At 63.9% G+C, this 16,118-nt stretch carries 14 protein-coding genes; 10 read left to right on the top strand and 4 right to left on the bottom strand.

The genetic code is table 11. The features are described 5' to 3' along the window. Positions 1 to 47 precede the first annotated feature (47 nt). Both BLT66_RS00270 and BLT66_RS00265 read left to right on the top strand, forming a co-directional pair. A complete protein-coding gene (locus BLT66_RS00270) occupies positions 48 to 545 on the top strand; it encodes a cupredoxin domain-containing protein (RefSeq protein WP_092754238.1) in 498 nt (165 codons plus the stop codon). Between the two features lie 16 nt (positions 546 to 561). Beyond that, positions 562 to 861 (top strand): copper-binding protein, encoded by a 300-nt coding sequence (locus tag BLT66_RS00265; RefSeq protein ID WP_092754235.1) that lies wholly within the window; start codon positions 562 to 564, stop codon positions 859 to 861. On the opposite strand, the gene BLT66_RS00260 is transcribed toward BLT66_RS00265, so the two are convergent. Further along, positions 862 to 1,275, bottom strand: coding sequence for a MerR family transcriptional regulator (locus BLT66_RS00260; RefSeq protein WP_092754232.1), 414 nt, complete (start codon positions 1,273 to 1,275; stop codon positions 862 to 864). It lies immediately after the preceding gene. 83 nt (positions 1,276 to 1,358) lie between these two features. Here BLT66_RS00260 and BLT66_RS00255 point away from each other — a divergent pair, with 83 nt between their 5' ends. Together BLT66_RS00255 and BLT66_RS00250 are read left to right on the top strand one after the other, a co-directional pair. Continuing rightward, positions 1,359 to 3,641 (top strand): heavy metal translocating P-type ATPase, encoded by a 2,283-nt coding sequence (locus BLT66_RS00255; protein WP_092754229.1) that lies wholly within the window; start codon positions 1,359 to 1,361, stop codon positions 3,639 to 3,641. A gap of 20 nt (positions 3,642 to 3,661) precedes the next feature. Beyond that, positions 3,662 to 4,363: a heavy-metal-associated domain-containing protein gene (locus BLT66_RS00250; protein ID WP_092754226.1), complete on the top strand. Its 702-nt coding sequence runs from the start codon at positions 3,662 to 3,664 to the stop codon at positions 4,361 to 4,363. Positions 4,364 to 4,367: 4 nt separating this feature from the next. Here BLT66_RS00250 and BLT66_RS00245 read toward each other — a convergent pair whose 3' ends face one another. Continuing rightward, entirely contained in the window at positions 4,368 to 5,411 is a 1,044-nt protein-coding gene (locus BLT66_RS00245) for a DMT family transporter (protein ID WP_092754222.1), read from the bottom strand. A gap of 96 nt (positions 5,412 to 5,507) precedes the next feature. On the opposite strand from BLT66_RS00245, the gene BLT66_RS00240 reads away from it, so the two are divergent. The 6 genes from BLT66_RS00240 to BLT66_RS00215 all read left to right on the top strand — a co-directional run bounded on the left by BLT66_RS00240 (position 5,508) and on the right by BLT66_RS00215 (position 11,985). After that, positions 5,508 to 5,900, top strand: a complete 393-nt coding sequence (locus tag BLT66_RS00240) for a hypothetical protein (RefSeq protein WP_092754208.1) — start codon at positions 5,508 to 5,510, stop codon at positions 5,898 to 5,900. Positions 5,901 to 6,000: 100 nt separating this feature from the next. After that, the gene (locus tag BLT66_RS00235; protein ID WP_092754205.1) at positions 6,001 to 6,636 is read left to right on the top strand and encodes a hypothetical protein; all 636 of its coding nucleotides are present in this window, start codon (positions 6,001 to 6,003) and stop codon (positions 6,634 to 6,636) included. Between the two features lie 87 nt (positions 6,637 to 6,723). Beyond that, positions 6,724 to 7,017: a heavy-metal-associated domain-containing protein gene (locus BLT66_RS00230; RefSeq protein WP_255406701.1), complete on the top strand. Its 294-nt coding sequence runs from the start codon at positions 6,724 to 6,726 to the stop codon at positions 7,015 to 7,017. After that, positions 7,014 to 7,415 carry a hypothetical protein gene (locus tag BLT66_RS00225; protein ID WP_092754199.1) on the top strand — a complete coding sequence of 134 codons (402 nt, stop codon included), beginning with the start codon at positions 7,014 to 7,016 and terminating at the stop codon, positions 7,413 to 7,415. The genes BLT66_RS00230 and BLT66_RS00225 overlap by 4 nt, the downstream gene beginning before the upstream one ends. A gap of 181 nt (positions 7,416 to 7,596) precedes the next feature. Beyond that, positions 7,597 to 10,614 (top strand): bifunctional diguanylate cyclase/phosphodiesterase, encoded by a 3,018-nt coding sequence (locus BLT66_RS00220; RefSeq protein ID WP_092754196.1) that lies wholly within the window; start codon positions 7,597 to 7,599, stop codon positions 10,612 to 10,614. A gap of 12 nt (positions 10,615 to 10,626) precedes the next feature. Continuing rightward, the gene (locus tag BLT66_RS00215) at positions 10,627 to 11,985 is read left to right on the top strand and encodes a TAXI family TRAP transporter solute-binding subunit (RefSeq protein WP_092754193.1); all 1,359 of its coding nucleotides are present in this window, start codon (positions 10,627 to 10,629) and stop codon (positions 11,983 to 11,985) included. Positions 11,986 to 12,037: 52 nt separating this feature from the next. Here the strand turns inward: BLT66_RS00215 and BLT66_RS00210 are convergent, their stop codons facing one another. Both BLT66_RS00210 and ettA read right to left on the bottom strand, forming a co-directional pair. Then, positions 12,038 to 14,197 carry a DUF1631 family protein gene (locus BLT66_RS00210; RefSeq protein WP_092754190.1) on the bottom strand — a complete coding sequence of 720 codons (2,160 nt, stop codon included), beginning with the start codon at positions 14,195 to 14,197 and terminating at the stop codon, positions 12,038 to 12,040. A gap of 27 nt (positions 14,198 to 14,224) precedes the next feature. After that, entirely contained in the window at positions 14,225 to 15,886 is a 1,662-nt protein-coding gene (gene ettA, locus BLT66_RS00205) for an energy-dependent translational throttle protein EttA (protein WP_092754187.1), read from the bottom strand. Positions 15,887 to 16,118 lie beyond the last annotated feature (232 nt).

Below are 16,118 nucleotides of genomic sequence, written 5' to 3'. Positions count from 1 at the left end.
ATGCGCTAGAGCCCGATTTCATTCATAACTTCTTCTTAAAGGCAAACATGAAAAACCGCAGACACGCACTTCAAACCTTGGCTTCCACCGCACTCATGGCCGCAGTCGGCCGCGCAGTGGCTAGCCCCGGCCACGACAAACCCCATGGTCCGGTGAAAAAGGAGCAAACCGAATGGGGCATTGCCGGCGATGCCAAAGCAGTAAAGCGCACCGTGCAGATCACTATGCTGGACACCATGCGCTTCAGCCCCGACAACATCGCCGTGAAGCTGGGCGAGACCATCCGCTTCCGCATGAAGAACACCGGCGCGCTGGGCCACGAGCTGGTGATCGGCACCAAGGCCAAGCTGGACGAGCACGCAGCCCTGATGGCCAAGTTCTCCACCATGGAGCACGACGAACCCTATATGGCGCATGTAGGGCCCAAGGCAGCCGGCGACATCGTCTGGACCTTCAACCGCGCCGGCAACTTCGACTTTGCCTGCCTGATCCCCGGCCATTACCAGGCCGGCATGGTCGGCAAGATCACCGTCGCCGCCAAATAACTTTCAAGGAAACAACATGCAGTTCACCCACACTTTGCTCAAAGCCCTGGCCATCGCCTGCATCAGCGCTGCAGCCCTGGCCCAGACCGCCCTGCCCTACACCGACGGCGAAGTCCGCAAGGTCGACCTGTCGGCCCAGAAAATCACCCTCAAGCACGGCGAGATCAAGAACCTGGAGATGCCGCCCATGAGCATGGTGTTCCAGGTGAAGAATCCGGCGCTGCTGGAGAAGATCAAGGCCGGCGACAAGGTGAAGTTCACCGCCGAGCAGATCGGCAGCGCGCTGGTGGTGACCGATATCCAGCCCGCGCCGTAATCAGTGGCGGTCCGCCGCCAGGGTGTCGATGATCGGGCAAGGCTGCTCCTTGCCCGTGTGCTCGCAGGTGGTTATCAGATGCGACAACGCCTGCTGCATGCGCTGCAGGTCGGCCATGCGGCTGCGGATTTCGTCCAGCCGCTGGCCGGCGATCTGGCGTATCGACTGGCGGTCCAGGCCGTCTTCCAGCGACAGCAGCTCGGCCACTTCGTCCAGCGAGAAGCCCAGCTCCTGCGCGCGCTTGATGAAGCGTATACGCTGGCCCAGCGCCACCGGGTAGTAGCGGTAGGCGCCCGAAGACGCGGGCACCGGCAGCAGATTGCGCTGCTGGTAGTAACGGATGGTTTCCACCCCCACGCCGGCGGCTTTGGCCAGTTTGCCAATGGTGAGATGGGTGGTCGCGGCTGCATCCATAAAAAACCTTTGTAAAACCCCTTGACTCTGGGGTTGACTACGGAGTTTATGCTCGGCGCATTCAGTTTGCAAAGGAGTCCGCCATGAAAGACCCTGTCTGCGGCATGACGGTGACCGCACAGTCCGCCCACGCCCACACCCACGCGGGCCACAGCTATTACTTTTGCAGCGCAGGCTGCAAAACCAAGTTCGCCGCCAACCCGCAAAAATACCTGGCACCTCCGGCGAGTAAGCAGGAAGCGGCGGTGGTCGGCACGGTCTACACCTGCCCCATGCACCCCGAGGTGCGGCAAGACCACCCGGGCAGCTGCCCGCACTGCGGCATGGCGCTGGAGCCCGAAATGCCCAGCCTGGACGAGGCAGAAAACCCCGAGCTGACCGACTTTCGCCGGCGCTTCTGGTGGACCCTGCCGCTGAGTGCCGCGGTGATGCTGCTAGCCATGCTCGGCCACCGCCTGCAGTGGTTCGACATGCAGGTGCAAAGCTGGATCGAGCTGCTGCTGAGCCTGCCCGTGGTGCTGTGGGCGGGCTGGCCGTTTTTTGTCCGGGGCTGGCAGTCGGTACGCACGCGCAGCCCGAATATGTGGACCCTGATCAGCCTGGGCACGGGCGCGGCCTTTGTCTACAGCCTGGTGGCCACGCTAGCGCCGCAGGTGTTTCCCGCGTCCTTTGTGTCCATGGGGCGGGTGGCGGTGTACTTCGAGGCGGCGGCGGTGATCATTTCGCTCACCCTGCTGGGCCAGTTGCTGGAGCTGAAAGCCCGCTCGCAGACCTCGGCGGCGATCAAATCCCTGCTTGGCCTGGCGCCGAAAACCGCCCGCCGCATCGCCGACGACGGCAGCGAAGCCGACATCCCGCTCAGCCATGTGCACATAGGCGACCGCCTGCGCGTGCGCCCCGGCGAAAAACTGCCGGTAGACGGTTTGGTGCTGGACGGCAGCAGCGCGGTGGACGAATCCATGCTGACCGGCGAGCCCATGCCCGTCACCAAGCGCAGCGGCGACAAACTGATCGGCGCCACCCTGAACACCACGGGCGCGCTCACCATGCGGGCCGAACGCGTGGGCTCCAGCACCATGCTTGCGCAGATCGTGCAGATGGTGGTGCAGGCCCAGCGCTCCAAAGCGCCCATGCAGCGCATGGCCGACTCTGTTGCCGGCTACTTTGTGTTCGGCGTAGTGTCGGTAGCCGTGCTGACCCTGCTGGCCTGGGGCATCTTCGGCCCCGCGCCCAGCTGGGTTTACGGCCTGATCAATGCGGTGGCCGTGCTGATCATTGCCTGCCCGTGCGCGCTGGGCCTGGCCACGCCCATGTCCATCATGGTGGCCACCGGGCGCGGCGCCAGCCACGGCGTGCTGTTCCGCGATGCCGCGGCGATAGAGAACTTCCGCCAGATCGACACCTTGATCGTCGACAAAACCGGCACGCTGACCGAAGGTAAGCCGGTCTTCCACCGCGTCATCCCTAGCAACGGCTTCCAGGCCGACGAACTGCTGCGCCTGGCCGCCAGCCTGGACCAGGGCAGCGAGCACCCGCTGGCCGACGCCATCCTGCGTGCCGCCCGTAGCCGCAATCTGGCGCTGTCGGCGGTCACGGGCTTTGAGTCTGCCAGTGGCATAGGCGTAAGCGGCCAGGTGGATGGACAAGCGTTGGCCCTGGGCAATACCGCACTGATGCAGCAGGCCGGGGTGGAGGTGGCCGAGCTGGCGGCACAGGCCGAAGCCTTGCGCAGCGAGGGCGCCAGCGTCATCTACCTGGCGGTCGATGGCCGGCTGGCCGGGCTGCTGGCCGTGGCCGACCCCATCAAGCCCAGCAGCGCCGAAGCCCTGGCCGCGCTGACGGCAGCGGGCATCCGCATCGTGATGGCCAGCGGCGACGGCCTGGGCACGGCACAGGCGGTGGCCCGGCAGCTGGGCATCACCGAGGTCTACGGCGAAGTCAAGCCGGCCGACAAGCTGGCCCTGGTCAAAAAACTGCAGCAACAAGGCCGCAAGGTGGCGATGGCCGGTGACGGCATCAACGATGCGCCGGCATTGGCCCAGGCCGATGTAGGCATCGCCATGGGCACTGGCACCGATGTGGCGATGAACAGCGCCCAGGTCACCCTGGTCAAAGGCGATCTGCGCGGCATTGCCACGGCGCGGGCGTTGTCGCAGGCCACGATTGCCAATATGCGGCAGAACCTGGGCTTCGCCTTTGTCTACAACGCGCTGGGCGTGCCCCTGGCGGCCGGCGTGCTGTACCCATGGACCGGCTGGCTGCTGTCGCCGATGGTGGCGGCGCTGGCCATGAGCCTGAGCTCGGCCTCCGTCATCAGCAATGCCTTGCGGCTGCGCCATGCGAAGCTGAAAACCGATACACACTAAACACTTGGAGTGAAACCACCATGACCACCTTTGAAATCACCGGCATGACCTGCGGCGGCTGCGTCAAGCGCGTGCAAGCCAAACTGGAAGCCGTCGCCCCTGGCGTACAAGTCCAGTTGAAACCACCGCAGGCCACGGTGCCAGGCCCGGCGGATGTCAACACCCTGCAAGCCGCGCTGGCGGGCAGTCACTACGGAGTCACAGCCCCTGCCGTGGTCGAGCCTCCACCCGTGCCAGCCGCCCTCGCCCCCAGCTGGTTCGCCACCTACCGCCCGCTGCTCCTGATCCTGGCCTACATCCTCGGTGCCAGCATGCTGGTGCAAGGCGCGCAGGTCCACGGCATGGAAACCATGCGCTACTTCATGGCCGGCTTCTTCCTGGTGTTCTCGTTCTTCAAGCTGCTGGATGTGCCCGCATTTGCCGATGCCTATGCGGGCTACGACCTGCTGGCACGGCGCTGGCGGCCCTGGGGCCATATCTACCCGTATGTCGAGCTGGCGCTGGGCGTGGCCTATCTGGCCAACTTCGCGCCGCTGTGGACCAATGCAGTGACCTTGGTGGTGATGGGCTTCTCGGCCATCGGCGTGATTGGCGCGGTGCTGGACAAACGCGCGATCCGCTGTGCCTGCCTGGGCACGGTGTTCCAGCTGCCCATGTCCACCGTGACCATCATCGAAGACGTCGGCATGGTGCTGATGGCCGCTGCGGCGCTCTGGCTATAAGGCCTTAATGGCTGTGCCCGTGGTGGGCATCGGGGAAGTGCGGATGGGTATGCACCAGCGGCAGGTGCTGGTGTAGATGCCGATGCGATGTGCCAGCGGCCACCGGGAACGGATGGTCGTGGTGGTGGTGCTCATCAGCGCCATGGGTGTGCATGTGGTCGTGCTCTTGCGGCCCATGCGCATGGGCATGCACATGGCGTTCGGCCAGATGCAGCAGCACACCCACGGCCATCAGTGCCCCGCCCAGCAGCAACTGCCAGGTCACGGGCTCGTCCAGCAGCCAGACCGACAGCAGCGCGCCGGCAAACGGTGCCACCGCAAAATACGCGCCGGTGCGGGCGGTGCCCAGATGCCGCAATGCCAGCACAAACAACACCAGGCTCACGCCATAGCTGGCAAAGCCCAGCAGCGCCGCCTGCGCCACCACGCCAGCCGGCGGCAGCACCGCGCCACTGGCCCAGGCCAGCAGCAGGCTCACGCTGCCAGCCGCCAGGCCCTTGGCCATGGCGATAAAGCCGGCATCGGCCAGGGACACTTTGCGCGTGAGGTTGTTGTCTATGGCCCAGGCCAGGCAAGCGGCGACGATCAGCCCCGCACTCGCCAGGCTGCCGCCCTGCAGACCCGCAGGACCAGGCCAGCCCAGCACCAATGCACCGGCCACAATCGCCAGCATGCCCAGGGCGATGCGGCGGTCGAAGTTTTCCTTGAACACGCACCAGGCCAGCAAGGCCGTCAGCACGCCTTCGCTGTTCAGCAGCAAGGACGCACCCGAGGCGCTGAAGCCGCCCAGGCCCAGCATCAGCAACACCGGGCCGGCCACGCCACCAGCCAGTACCGCGCCCGCCAGCCACAGCCATTCAGGCCCCTGCGGCAGCACGGTGGATTGGCGCCGCAGCAGGCGCACGCAGGCCAGACCCAGGCCCGAGCCCAGGTACAGCAGGGCCGCCAGCATCAGCGGGCTGACGCTATTCAGCAGCAGCTTGGCCAGCGGCGTGGCCATGCCGAACAACAGCGCGGCGCTTAGCGCGTACAGGGCGTGGATGGGCATCTGGGGCTCCTTGGGGCTTTAGGCAATTCTAGGTACGCAGATTGGCTAACATAGTGCGCTGGAACTTTAGCCACGCCACCTGGTCCCAGCCTGCACATGCGCCACATCCTCATCGCCCTCATGGTCGTCCTGCTGCCCTTGCGCGGCTGGGTCGGCGACGCGATGGCGCTGGACATGGCGGCTCAGCAGCTACACGCTATGCAAACAATAGCTGCCAGCGCTGGCACACAAAGCGCCAACGGCATATTCGATGCAGATTCTTTGGCCGCCATGCCGGCCGACTGCGAGATGCTGGCGGCGCCCGCAGACCGCCAGGAAGTGCCACATTGCACGGCCTGCGATACCTGCAAGCTGTGCCTGCCGCTGGCCGCCTGGTCGCACGGCGCATCTATCCTCAGCAGCGCCTGGCCACCCGCCCTGCCGCACTGGCAAGGTGGCGACTTTCGCAGCGCCACCGCCGCGCCGGCCCTGAAACCACCGATTTCCTGAGCTCCACGCCCAAAGTGCGTCTGCCATCGGCCCCACCAGGGTGCACCGCGGCAGACAACCGTGCTCGCGCCGGCTCTGTACCGGCATCGGAGACAGCAGGATGAAAAAACCATTGATGGCCTGTGCGCTGTGGCTCTGCGCCGCGGCTCAGGCCGGCCCCATGGGCTTTAAAGGCAGCACTATGGCCATGGGCGACTTTGGCCCGAACTGGCGCGAGGGCTGGGTCAACTACGCGACCACGCCGCGCGACGCTTTTGGCGCGGGCGCACTGTGGATGCGCTCGGACGACCGGCTGCGCAGCCGGACCTTCAGCGAGCTCAGCTACACCCGGCTGGTGCAGCGCTGGAACGGCGAGCATTCGCAGGCCAATGTGTGGTTCGTATTGGGTGCGGGCCCGGTCACCGGCAACGACTTTGGCGGTAGCCGTGGCATGCTGGCACCGGGCCTGTCGGCTGACTTCGAGACCACCCGGGTCTACCTGTCGGCGTCGGCCCGGCTGTACCGCGCACCTGGCTTGCGGCACGACTACGCAGCAGCCCGTGCCGGGTTTTCGTTCTACCCCGTCGATTACGACGAGGTGCAGCCCTGGTTGGTGGTCGAGGCGCGGCGCATGCGCGGCTTGTCCGAGCGCACCGAAGTCACACCCATGCTGCGGCTGATCCACAAGCGCTACTTCGTGGAGCTGGGCATGAACCAGCAGCGCGAGGCGCGGGCCAATTTCATGTTCATTTTTTAAACCCATTTCCCCTGTTACCGGAGATACACCATGATCCGTTTTGCTACTAGTTCCATAGCTGCTACCGCTGTATTCATAAGCGCCAGCATGCCTTTTCATGCTGCACTGGCGGGCGAAGCCCTGAAGGTCACCGTCAACGGCATGGTCTGCGCGTTCTGCGCCCAGGGCATAGAAAAAGGCCTGTCCGCCATGCCGGCCACCAAGGCGGTGTTCGTCGACCTGAAACACAAGGTGGTTGCGGTAGAGGCCAAGGACGGCCACGCGCTGGACCGCAAAGCGATTGCCGCCGAGATCGTGGACGCGGGCTACGACGTGGTGCGCATGGAGACCGTGCCGCAGTCGGTGGCCGATATCCAGGCCGCCACCCGGGCGCAAAAATGAGCCCCAACGGCCTGACTGAGAGCCGCTCGGGTTGGTGGGCTGCCTTCGTGAGTCTGCTGGCCAGCAGCAGCACTTTGGTTTGCTGCGCCCTGCCCGCGCTGCTGGTGGCGCTGGGCGCGGGCGCGGTGCTGTCCAGCCTGGTGTCGGCCGTGCCGCAGCTGGTCTGGCTCAGCGAACACAAAGAGGGGCTGTTTGTATTTGCCGGGCTGATGCTGGCCGCTGGCGGCGCACTGCAATGGCACAACCGCGTGGCCCCTTGCCCGGTAGACCCGGCACTGCGCCAGGCCTGCCTGCGCACCCGCAAGCTGTCGCGGCGCATGTATGGCCTGAGCCTGGCGGTGTACCTGCTAGGTGCCTCGTTTGCGTTCGTTTTGCCGTGGTGGGGCAGCATGCAGTGATTGCCTTCCGGGGTACTGGCGCTATATAAAGAAGACCTATCCCTGGCCCGCCACAGCCAGGGGTACTCTCTGTGCTGTGTGTTGCATGAGAGGCCATGGGGCGCAGGCCTTATAGTCGGCGTCCAATGCAACAAGTTGAAACACACTGAAGCCGCTACAGGCCCCCTAGAGGCGCACCCCGATGAGTACCAGGCCCCCTCTCCGCATCCTGCGTGCCGTCCACATCCGGCTGATCGGCTGCGCCGTTTTTGTGGTTACCGCCGTGGCTGCCGGGCTGCTGATCTGGAACATGGAACAGCGCCGCGAACAAGGCGAACGCGCACGTATCGACCGCCTGGTATCTGACCGCGCCTATGCCATCCAGGCGACGATAGAGCGGGCCTTGTCCAGCACCTACGCGCTGTCGGCCATGGTGCACCAGGCGGGTGGCGAGTTCTCCAACTTCGAAGGCGTGGCCAGCGAAATGCTGCGCTCCTACCCCGGCGTGTCCATCCTGGGCCTGTCGCCCGGCGGCATCATCCGCCAGGTCGTGCCCTTGGCCGGCAACGAACGCTCGATAGGCTTCAACCAGCTGAAAGACCCGGTACAGGGCAAGGAAGCCCGGCTGGCCATGGAAACCGGCAAGCTGACTCTGGCTGGGCCATTGAACCTGGTGCAGGGCGGCCTGGGGGTGGTGGGCCGGCTGCCGGTGTATTTGTCTGATGTGCCCGGCGTGACTTCGCCTGAAAAAGACCGGCAGTTCTGGGGCTTTGTGTACGTGGTGATCAAGTTCCCCGGGGCCTTGGCGGGCAGCGGCCTCGACCAGCTTATAGACCAAGGCATTGCCTACGAGCTATGGCGCACCGTGCCCGATACCCAGCAGCGGCAGACGATTGCCACATCCGGCTCCAAATCGTTGATAAGCCCGGTGAACCGCGATGTAGTGGTCCCCAATGGCCGCTGGACCTTCAGCGCCGCCCCCCTCCATGGCTGGGGCGACCCCGCCGGGCTGGGCCTGAAAATCGCCCTCGGCCTGCTGTTCAGCACCTTGCTGGCCTGGGCAGCCCAGCTGCTATTGCAGCTGAAGCGGCAAGAGCACGATCTGGAAGCCCAGGTCGCCGAGCGCACGCGCGAAATCTACGCCACCCAGAACAAGCTGGAAGCCACGCTAGACGCGATTCCCGACCTGCTGTTTGAGCTAGGACTGGACAGCACGGTACATGACTGCCGCCTGCCACCGTCGATGCAGGCGGACATCCAGCTGAAGGAGCTGCTAGGCAACAAGGCGACCGACATCCTGCCGGCCAGCGCTGCCAGCGTGGTCACTGCCGCGCTGGAAGAAGCCCGGCAGACCGGACATTCGGAAGGCGCGCAGTTCGAGCTGCCTTTTGCGCAGCAACAGCAATGGTTTGAAATCTCGGTAGCGCGCAAGGACATCCCCGGCGAGGCCGAGCCGCGCTTCATCATGCTGGCACGCAATATCACCCAGCGCATGGAAGCCGAACTCGACTTGCGGATTGCCGCCACCGCCTTCAATGCCCAGGACGGTATGGCCATCACCAATGCACAACGGCTGATACTGCGCTGCAACCCGGCCTTTACCCAGATCACCGGCTACAGCCAGGCGGAGGCCGTGGGGCAAAGCCTGAACATGCTGAACTCGGGCCGCCATGCGCGCACCTTCTACCAGGCCATGTGGGACAGCGTGGAGGCCACCGGCACCTGGCGCGGCGAAGTCTGGAACCGGCGCAAGAACGGCGAGATCTACCCCGACGCGCGCACCACCACCGCGGTGCGCAACGGCCATGGCGAGGTCACGCACTACGTCAACACCTTCAACGACATCACCCAGCGCAAGGCCGCCGAGGAAGAAATCAACCAGTTGGCCTTCTACGACCCGCTGACCCATCTACCGAACCGCCGCCTGCTGCTGGACCGGCTGCGCCACGCCCTGACCCAGCACGGCCGCAACGGCCATTTCGGCGCGCTGCAGTTCATCGACCTGGACAACTTCAAGGCACTGAACGACACCCTGGGCCATGACATGGGCGATTTGCTGCTGCAACAGGTGGCCACCCGCCTGACCGAGTGCGTGCGCGCCGCCGACACCGTGGCCCGCCTGGGCGGCGACGAGTTCGTGGTCTTGCTGGCCCAGCTGGGCAGCAGCCGCGAGGCTGCGGCCGCCCACGCCGAGGCGGTAGGCGAGAAGGTGCGCGATGCCATCACCCGCCCCTATAGCCTGGCCACGCACCAGCATGAGCTGTCGGCCAGCATCGGCATCACCCTGTACCAGGGCCCGCAGGACAGCATTGACGACTTGCTGAAACAGGCCGATCTGGCCATGTACCAGGCCAAGTCTGCCGGCCGCAATACCCTGCGCTTCTACGACCCCCAGATGCAGGCCGTGGTGAACGCCCGGGTGGCACTGGAGGCCGATATACGCCGCGGTCTGGCGCAGCAGCAGTTCCAGCTGTACTACCAGGTGCAGGTCGACGGACGGGGCCGCACGGTCGGTGCCGAAGCCTTGTTGCGCTGGCCGCATCCGCAGCGCGGTATGGTGCCGCCGAATGAATTCATCCACCTGGCGGAAGACACGGGCCTGATCATCCCGCTAGGCCATTGGGTGCTGCAAGCCGCCTGTACCCAGCTGCGGCTGTGGAGCCAGCAAGACCACACGCGGCATCTGACGCTGGCGGTGAACGTCAGCGCCCGCCAGTTCCGCCAGCCGGAGTTTGCCGAGTCGGTGCTGCAGGTGCTGCAGGAAACCGGTGCGCCAGCCCATTTGCTGAAGCTGGAGCTGACCGAAAGCCTGCTGGTCAACGATGTGGAAGACACCATCGCCAAAATGCATGCACTGAAGATGCGCGGCGTGGGCTTCTCGCTGGACGACTTTGGCACCGGCTATTCTTCGCTGTCCTACCTGAAGCGCCTGCCGCTGGAGCAATTGAAGATCGACCAGTCGTTTGTGCAGGATTTGCTGACCGACCCGAATGATGCAGCGATTGCCCGCACGGTGATTGCCCTGGGCCACAGCCTGGGCCTGGCGGTGATCGCCGAAGGGGTAGAGACCGCTTCACACCAGGAGTTTTTGGCACTGGCCGGCTGCGATGCCTACCAGGGCTATCTGTTTGGCCGGCCCATGCCGTTGCAGGCCTTCGAGGACGGGCTGCTGCCATCTCCACGGGCTGGCGCCATGGGCGCGGCCACCAGTCTTTTCTGATATTTACTTTCGATGCCCAAGACACTCAAGCTGATTCTGCTGTCGCTGCGCGACCTGATCGTTTCCGCCGGACCGGTGGTTTTCATTGTGATCGGCGCACTGGCTGCAGCCTACTGGTACCTGGACCCGCAGCCGCCGAAAACCGTCACACTGGCCACAGGCCCCGCAGGCAGCGCCTATGCCGAGTTCGGCAAACGCTACGCCAGCGCGCTCAAGGCGAATGGCATCGAGGTGGTGCTCAAAACCACCGATGGTGCGGCCGACAACCTGCAGATGCTGCGCAATGGCGAAGCCGACATAGGCTTTGTGCGCGGCGGCAGCGCTGACCCGGTGGCCGACGAAGAAGCCGGCCTGATGTCGTTAGGCAGCCTGTTTTATGAACCGCTATGGCTGTTCTACCGCAGCGACGCGGCGCGCAAGATCGAGCCGAATACTGCCGCACTGACGGCGCTGCCGCAGCTCAAAAGCCTGCGCATCAACATCGACAAGCAAGGCAGCGGAGTGCCCGACATCATGGAGAAGATGTTCAAGGCCAACCACATCGAGGCCCGTACGCTGCGGCTATCGAACCTGGAGCCAGCGCCAGCGGTAGAGGCACTGCTGGCGGGCAAGGTTGACGTGGTCGTGCTGGCCTCGGCACCCCAGTCTCCGCTGGTGCAGCGCCTGCTGCGCGCCCGCGGTATCCAGCTGATGGACTTCGGCCAAAGCGACGCGTATGCCAGGCGCTTTGCCTTCCTCTCGGCCGTCACGCTGCCGCGCGGCGTGGTCGACTTGGCCGCCGACATGCCGCCGCACGACGTAGCCATGCTGGCGGCGACCACATCGTTGGTGGCCAGCGACCAGACCCATCCTGCCCTGCGCCAGCTGTTCGCCCAGAGCGCGCAGACCGTGCACAGCGGAGCGGGCTGGTTCAACCGTGCACGCGACTTTCCGAACACTCGGACCAGCGAGTTGCCTGTCAGCCCCGAAGGTGACCGCGCCATCAACGGCACGCCGCCGTTCTGGCAGCGCTACCTGCCCTTCTGGGCCAGCAACCTGATCGAACGCATGTGGCTGGTGCTCGGCGGCCTGGTGGTGCTGATGCTGCCGCTCTCCAAGATCGTGCCGCCGCTGTACCAGTTCCGGGTGCGCAGCCGCGTGTTCCGCTGGTATGCACGCCTGCGCGAGATCGAGACCAAGGTCGACGCCCGCACCGGCGACCGCGATGCGCTGCTGGACGAAATCGATGAACTCGACCGCGTGACCCACGGCATTGCCGTGCCCTTGTCGTACACCGACGAGCTCTACGCGCTGCGCAACAACATCTATGCGGTGCGCAAGCGCCTGCTGGCGAATTGGCCTAAAGAACCAGGGCCCGCAGCAGCAAGCTGAGCCGCCACCGACAAGGTGCCAATCCTTGGCTAGCCGCCCGCAAGGGTGCTGGCTAGATCAGAATATTGTCGGTACTGGTTTTCAGAATCGCATCGATGCTGTTGCGCATGGCGGTCTGGGCCACTGCATCCAGTGCGTCGTCGACCACCGTCTGGGTCTGCACTATGCGCATGCTGCCATCCAGCAAACGTTTATCGCGCGAACGCTTGGTCATGGACTGGCAGCCGCCGCTGGCGTCGGTAAACAAGAACATGCTGCCGTGTGGCGTGGCCCAGGTCAGCTGTGTTCGAACCCATTGCCCATTGAGCAACAGTTCTGCCCAGGTCCCAATGGGCATGGCTTGCTCGGGGGAATGCGAGGGCCCTTCCGCGACGGGCGCCGCCTCTGGCTTTGCCGCAGCATTCGGCAGATCCTGCATGAACCCGGTAGCCGCGGCCTCCAGGGGTGCCACCCAGGACTCAGCGACAGGCTCTTCGTCGGCAGCCTTCTGCGCAGGAGCGACCAGCAGCCTGGCCGCCAAGGGTTTCAAAGCTTGCTGGTGCAGGCCAAACAGGGATTCAAAAAAAGCCTCTGTCTGCTCCTGCGGGTACTGGATCAAGGCCAATCCTTCGCGCAGCTTGGTCAGCAGCTTGGGCACCAGGCGGGTCAGCTTGCCTACATTCTTGCGTGTCAGCTCCGGCTGCGCACTCCACAGCAACGCATCCACGGTGGTCTGCACCTTTCCTGGGTCGCTTGCACCGGATTTATCGGTCAGCTGCACATGGGCGGCCACCTGCGCCCAGGGCCCGCATAAAAACTCGGAAACCACCGGTACCGCCTTTTGCACCTCGGGGTTGGCTGCTAGCTCCTTGGCAATTTTCTGGGCCAGCAAATTGCGCTGTTCGGCAGTTTGCAAAGCCTCCATGGCGCGCTGCCGCTGCTGCACCTCTTCTTTGCTCGGCGTCTGAAGAACATCCAGGGCGCGGTCAAATGGGGCTGCGGCCGAATCGATGTCAACACCAGGCTCGACCAAGGGCGCCACCGATTTATGCAACACCGTGTTGAAGCTGCTAAAGCCCGGAGCCGCAACGCTTTGGTAGCCTTGGCTGAGCTGGGTGATTTTCTCCAACAGCAGTCGGGCCGGATGCTGCCGGTCGCTTAAAAACCGGGGGTCCACCGCTGCCAGCCGCAACAGCGTGGGCTCTAAAGTCCGCACGATCTGCTGCACCGGCCCCAGCAGGCGGTCATCGTTGACGATGTTATCCACCATGAGGCGGACCACTTCCTGTCCGATGTCATGGCCGTGGCGAGAATGTTGCAACGCCAACTGCGGCACACCCAGCGGCTGCGTATCCCCGAGACTGTCGCCAAAGCTATTGCGCAACAGATTTTGTACCTGGGGTACCGAAGTCTCCTCAAAATCCCCCGCCAGAAGCTGGTTGAGCTTATCCAGAGTCAGCACCACCTGGCTTTGCAACGCTCCGCGCTTGCGCGGTGCGGAGGTGCCTTGCGCGGCGGCTTCTGACGACGCCGTAGAGGAAGAGGATTGCTCGCCGGGACCGCGCGCCACCGCAAAACCCACCGCCAGAACGCCATCCGCACGCAGTTGCTGTATCAGGGATGCATACAGCGCAGAAAGCTCATGCCCCAGCAACTCAGCCGAGTGTTGCAGCCAGTCCAGCCGGATGGCACTGGGCACACCGCAAGCCGTAATCACGTCCTGCATGGCCTGCAAAAAAATCTCTGGCCGCAATGGATTGCATTCCGGCCGCACCGAAGGCAGGCCGAGCGCCGCACAAATATAGGTGTTGAGCTGCACCAAGGCGGCATCCACTGCCAGCACGATCACCTGCTGGGTACGCGCCAGCACAATGCTTTCCTGCACCTGGTCCAGCGCCATCAGCTCCAATTGGTCGAAATGGACCTTGGCGGACACCCGCGTATCTATCGTCGTCGCCTGGAAAGATTTCGCAAAAGCAGACAGCAGCGCGCCAGGAAACTGCTCACACAGAACCTGGCGGTGCTGCCGCAAGAGCTTCACCGACGCATCGACATGCTCTCGCGCCTGCAGGTCGCTCAGCTTTAATTGCTGGGCCTCCGAGAACGCCAGTAGCCGGTGCACCACCTTGCTCATGATGGGCTTACCGCTGGCCGCCGCCTGCGCGAGTGCATCCCGGTAAGGGACCGAATAGACCGCTTTGTCCGCGGCAGATGCCTGCGCTTCAGTAGCCATTGCGGAGCAGCAATCTGAGCTTGAAGATTACTTCAAAGCCTTGTAGCGCATGCGCTTGGGCTTGGCACCCTCTTCGCCCAGGCGCTTCTTCTTGTCGGCTTCGTACTCTTGGTAGTTGCCGTCGAAGAAGGTCCACTGGCTGTCGCCTTCGGCGGCCAGGATGTGGGTGGCAATACGGTCCAGGAACCAGCGGTCATGGCTGATCACCAGCATGGTGCCGGCGAATTCCAACAGCGCGTCTTCCAGCGCGCGCAGGGTTTCCACGTCCAGGTCGTTCGACGGTTCATCGAGCATCAGCACGTTGCCGCCGGCAATCAGCGTCTTGGCCAGATGCAAGCGACCACGCTCCCCACCGGACAACATGCCCACCTTCTTCTGCTGGTCGGCTCCGTTGAAGTTGAAGCGGCCACAGTAGGCGCGGCTGGCCATCTGGAACTTGCCGACATTCAGGATGTCGAGTCCGCCGGACACGTCTTCCCATACCGTCTTTTCGTTCGACAAGTCGTCACGGTGCTGGTCAACGAAGGCCATCTTGACGGTCTGGCCGATCTTGACGGTGCCCGAATCAGGCAGCTCTTTGCCAGCGATCAGCTTGAACAGCGTCGATTTACCGGCGCCGTTGGGGCCGATGATGCCGACGATGGCGCCGGCTGGGATCTTGAAGCTCAGGTCGTCGATCAGCACGCGGTCGCCAAAGGACTTGGTGACGTTGACGAACTCGATCACTTCATGGCCCAGGCGGTCGGCCACAGGGATGAAGATTTCGTTGGTTTCGTTGCGCTTTTGGTATTCGAAGTCGCTCAGTTCTTCAAAGCGGGCCAGACGGGCCTTGCTCTTGGCCTGGCGCGCCTTGGGGTTCTGGCGGGACCATTCCAATTCCTTCTTCAAGGCCTTGGCGCGGGCTTCTTCGCCCTTTTGCTCGGCTTCCAGGCGGGCGCCCTTTTGCGTCAGCCAGTCCGAGTAATTGCCCTTGTACGGGATGCCGGAGCCACGGTCCAGTTCCAGAATCCACTCAGCGGCGTTGTCCAGGAAGTAGCGGTCATGGGTAATGGCCACCACGGTGCCCGAATAGCGCTGCAGGAACTGCTCCAGCCAGTCCACCGATTCGGCGTCCAAGTGATTGGTGGGTTCATCGAGCAGCAGCATGTCGGGCTTGGACAACAGCAGGCGGCACAGCGCCACGCGGCGCTTCTCACCACCGGACAGCACGCCGATGTTGGCGTCCCATGGCGGCAGGCGCAGTGCGTCGGCGGCGATTTCCAGTTGGTGCTCGGAATCGGTGCCGGCGGTGGCGATGATGGCTTCCAGCTCGGCCTGTTCGGCTGCCAGCGCGTCAAAGTCGGCATCTTCTTCGCCGTAGGCGGTGTAGACCTCTTCCAGGCGGGCCTTGGCGGCAAATACCTTGCCCATGCCGGCTTCGACGCTTTCGCGCACCGTCTGGGTTGGGTCCAGCTTGGGTTCCTGCGGCAGGTAGCCGATGTTCAGGCCGGCCATGGGAATGGCTTCACCTTCGATTTCCTTGTCCAGGCCGGCCATGATCTTCAGCAAGGTGGACTTGCCGGAGCCGTTGGTACCCAGCACGCCGATCTTGGCGCCCGGGAAGAAGCTGAGCGAAATGTCTTTGAGAATGTGGCGCTTGGGCGGCACGATCTTGCCGACGCGGTTCATGGTAAATACGTACTGGGCCATCTTTTTTGAGGGTGAAGTTGCTGACAAAAAATCTGCCGAAACTAGTCGGGCGAACGCCGATTATCCCAGCATGCGACAATCCACAGGTTGCGGCATTCCAATTGGCTGCAACGCCAGCACTTCGCTGGGGGCCAAAACCAAGATAAACCCTCTTGTTTTGCGTCCATTTTTAAAAAATGTCTGCCTTTGATTGGTGCCCGTTTCACAACGCGGGCGATAGGCCAGGCTTCCA

The organism is Rhodoferax sp. OV413 (genome assembly GCF_900104385.1).
Classification (GTDB): Bacteria; Pseudomonadota; Gammaproteobacteria; order Burkholderiales; family Burkholderiaceae_C; genus Rhodoferax_B.
This window is presented reverse-complemented; position numbering and strand designations above follow the sequence as displayed.